This is a genomic window from Nitrospirae bacterium CG2_30_53_67, from assembly GCA_001873285.1.
GTDB lineage: Bacteria > CG2-30-53-67 > CG2-30-53-67 > CG2-30-53-67 > CG2-30-53-67 > CG2-30-53-67.
Genome location: MNYV01000106.1, coordinates 1 through 3853, shown reverse-complemented (window position 1 = coordinate 3853; position 3853 = coordinate 1). Strand labels below are relative to the sequence as shown.

Sequence of the window (3853 nt, the reverse complement as noted above, 5' to 3'; positions counted from 1 at the left end):
ATGCCTTGAGCATCCGCTCAACCTCCTCGATATCCCTCTTGAGTCTCATTAACTTCTCATCCCTGATATAACCAAGATCTCCAGCGAGTAATACTTGTGTCTCCAATTCGCAATTTGTAAATCTCCAAGCATAATTGATAAGACTGGGGCCCTTCCTTTAACTCCTTGTAGTGTTTGAGCACTTCACTTGACCCCTGGAATCCTTGACCCCTTGACCCCTGATGTTTTCACCCACTCTTTTGGAGATGATCCTTATAATCAGGAGAACGGCGCGTCATCAAAACATACAATTCTTTGTAGCGTCTGTTAATCGTATCCAGAAGAATGCCTGTGACCAGGGAAACGACGGAGAAGACAGCCAGGCATGCGGCCGCAACCGAGGCTGCAGGATGAATCACCCAGCCGTCAGCGGAAAATTCATGGAAGGCGTTCCATCCAAGAACAAGACTCAGGAGGAGGAGAAGGATAGAGACCGCGAAAAAAAAGGCAAGGGGTTTGTAATCCTTGAAAATATTAAATATGGTCAAAAGCACAAGAAATCCGTCTCTGAAAGTGCGAAGTTTAGACGAGCTTCCGGAAGGCCGCTCTCTGTAGGGAAGCTCGATTTCCTGGATGACCAGCCCCTTGTCCAGCGCCTGGATCGTCATTTCCACTTCGACCTCAAACCCCCTGCTCAGCAGAGGTATGGAGGTCACAAAATGGTGATTGAAACAGCGGTAACCGGAAAGAATATCGGACAGATCTGATCCGAATAGCCGGTTCACGACATTCTTTACCAGATGGTTCCCGGCGACATGAAATGTTCTGAAGGCCTCGCTGTTTTTATCTGCTATCCTGCTTCCAACACACATATCCGCCTTGCCCGAAGAAACCGGCCGGATGAGTGAATGGACACCATCGGCCGGATAGGTGCCGTCTCCATCCACCATGACGTAAATATCCGCATCCACCTCTCTGAACATACGGCGGACCACATATCCTTTGCCTTGGTGTGATTCATGCCTGACGAACGCTCCGGCCTTCCGGGCGGCCTCCGCGGTATGATCCGTGCTGTTGTTGTCGTAAACATAGATTTCCGCCTGGGGCAGGACCTCCCTGAAATCTCCGACAACCTTTTCGATTGCGGCCTCTTCATTAAAACATGGGATCAATACAGCAATTCTTGGGTCCATGACCACCGTGATGTTGCTTATTCCAGCCGGTTATATTTAGTTAATCTAAGCTGTGAGGATGTAACCTTATCAGGAGACCGCTGGGTTGTCAAGTCACCCCGGACAATCGGGTCTGCGACAAATTTATGGGTACACATCAGGATTACATATGTTTGTCATTGTCCGGCTCGACCGGACAATCCACCCTTCGACAGGCTCAGGGTGGCAATTGTCATGGTGAGCTTGTCGAACCATGGATTCCCCGATCAAGGGGTCGGGGAATGACGCTCTCCGAGAGAATGGTTATCTATAAGTTTGTCACAAACCCGTCCTGTATCGCCGGTTCGGCGGTGTTGATCAGGGCGAGCAGTTCGGTGTAGTTCTCCGTTTTTAGCGCCCGCTTGACCATGGCAGGCTCCAGAAAGGTGCGGCTGATATCCGAGAGGAGTTCGAGCTGCGACTCGGGATCATGCCCGGGGATGAGAATCAGGAAAATCAGGCGGGCGGGCTCTCCGTCCGGGGCGTTGAAATCCACGCCGTTTTTGGCGACACCGAGGGCGAGGAGGGGCCGCTTCAGAACGTCGATGCGGGCGTGGGGAATGGCCACACCGTTTCCCACGCCTGTGGAGACGATCTGTTCCCGCTTCCAGACGGCCTCGCTTGCAGCTTCATCGTCAAGATCAGCCCCCTGGCAGGCGACTGCACAGAGCTTCCGGATGGCCTCCTGAGAGTTCAGCGCTTCAAAGTCTTTCATGAAGACTTTGGGTGTGAGAAAATCGGTGACGCGGAGAGGTTTCTTACGGCGGAGGATCTTCTGTATGGCCGTTCCGCTTGTCATGGATGTCAATATGGCCATGATGACCAGGGCCACGAACATGCGTTCACTGATGATCCCCGCTTGAAGGGCGAGGAGGCCGAGGATAATCTCCATGGCGCCTCTGGCGTTCATGCCGAAACCGATGGCCCATGCCTCTCTACGCGTCAGTCCGCTCCAGATCGCCCCGAACCCGCAGCCGAAGACCTTTCCTGCCGTGGCGATCACAAGAACGGTGAGGACAAGGGGGAAATCGAAGTTTTGAATGAAATTGACTTTCAACCCGATGCTGGCAAAAAAGAGCGGTGCGAAGATGAAGGAGATGAACTGATCGAACGTGGTACGCGTGTGTTCCCGCAGATGGGGCGAGTCTCCCAGGGCCACACCGCAGAGGAAGGCGCCGAAGATTGCGTGGATGCCGATCCATTCGGTATAGGCGGCGCACAGGAGGGCAACCGAGATGCAAAAGCCCAGGATGCCGCCGGGCCCTCTTGTGTGCGCCTGGACCCAGGGGAGAATGCGGTCGATCAGCCATCGCCCGATAGTCAGCATCAGGGCGACAAAGCTCAAGGTCAGCCAGATCGTCTGCCACAGGCCGGGTCCTGAATTCGATCCCCCCATCATGCCGAGGATGAGAGCGAAGATGATCCATCCGATCAGGTCATTGAAGATTGCAGCGGCCACGATGATCATACCGAGGTCCGTTTTAAAAATATTGATATCCATGAGGATCTTGGCCACCACAGGAAGAGCGGAGATCGAAAGAGCCGTGGCGAAGAAGAGTGAAAAGATCAGCGGATCCGCCCCGGGTTCGCTCCCCAGAAGCTTCGGCGCAACCCAGGCCGAGCAGAAGCCCATCAAAAAGGGAACGGCAATGCCTGTGATACCGACGGTGAGGGCGGAACGACCCTGGCGCCAGACCGTGGAAAGATCCACCTTCATTCCCGATACCAGAAGAAAGAGGGCGATGGCGAGCGTGGTCAGGCTGTCAATCCCGACAGCGACCGGGCCTCCCTTGGGGAACAGGTTGGCGCTCACGTCCGGCGCGAAGAATCCGAGGACGGTCGGCCCCAGGAGGATTCCCGCAAGAATCTCGCCGAGCACGGCGGGCTGGTGAAGCCGGTGGGCGATCTCACCGAGAAGCCGCGCCGAGGCCAGCAGGATACCCAGAGAGAGAAAGAAGATCGTTATGTTGTTGTGCGTCAAGGTTTCCATTTGAAACAAGAGACGTCATTCCCCACGTGGATCGTCTATGACCCGTGGGTACAGGGAATCCAGATATTAAATCATTATACAAATTTTCCAGATTCGGATTCGAGATTTAAATAAGATCCATTTTTCATCTGCGTCTGTTTCGCTTAATCTATCAGTGCAGAGAAGCAAAATCAAGATGTTTCAATCCTCATGGTGTGCGACAAATTTATGGGTAAATATTTCTCTAAGAGCGTCATTCCCCGACTGGATCGGGGAATCCATGGTTCGACAAGCTCACCATGACAATTGTCACCCTTAGCCTGTCGAAGGGTGGATTGTCTGGTCGGGCCTGTCCTCGGTTCATCCCCGCACGTGCGGGGAACATTGTGCGGCGATCATTGGCGTTTCAATCCTCACCCGCCCACGTGGGCGGGTGCTACCCGGTCGGGAGCAGTTTAGACCGGGGTTCTATTAAGTTTCAATCCTCACCCGCCCACGTGGGCGGGTGCTACACTATCTCATCCGGGGTAACATGTTCCCGGATGTGGTTTCAATCCTCACCCGCCCACGTGGGCGGGTGCTACTTTTGCACTTGTATAAATGCAATCTGCACTCATCTGTTTCAATCCTCACCCGCCCACGTGGGCGGGTGCTACACTATCTCATCCGGGGTAACATGTTCCCGGATGTGGTT

The 3853-nt window shown here is 53.9% G+C and carries 2 protein-coding genes; both read right to left on the bottom strand.

What is annotated here, in order from left to right:
- Positions 1-227: 227 nt before the first annotated feature.
- The gene (locus AUK29_06690; protein OIP63434.1) at positions 228-1172 is read right to left on the bottom strand and encodes a glycosyl transferase; all 945 of its coding nucleotides are present in this window, start codon (positions 1170-1172) and stop codon (positions 228-230) included.
- A gap of 286 nt (positions 1173-1458) precedes the next feature.
- Positions 1459-3180 carry a hypothetical protein gene (locus AUK29_06685; GenBank protein OIP63433.1) on the bottom strand — a complete coding sequence of 574 codons (1722 nt, stop codon included), beginning with the start codon at positions 3178-3180 and terminating at the stop codon, positions 1459-1461.
- Positions 3181-3853: the final 673 nt, after the last annotated feature.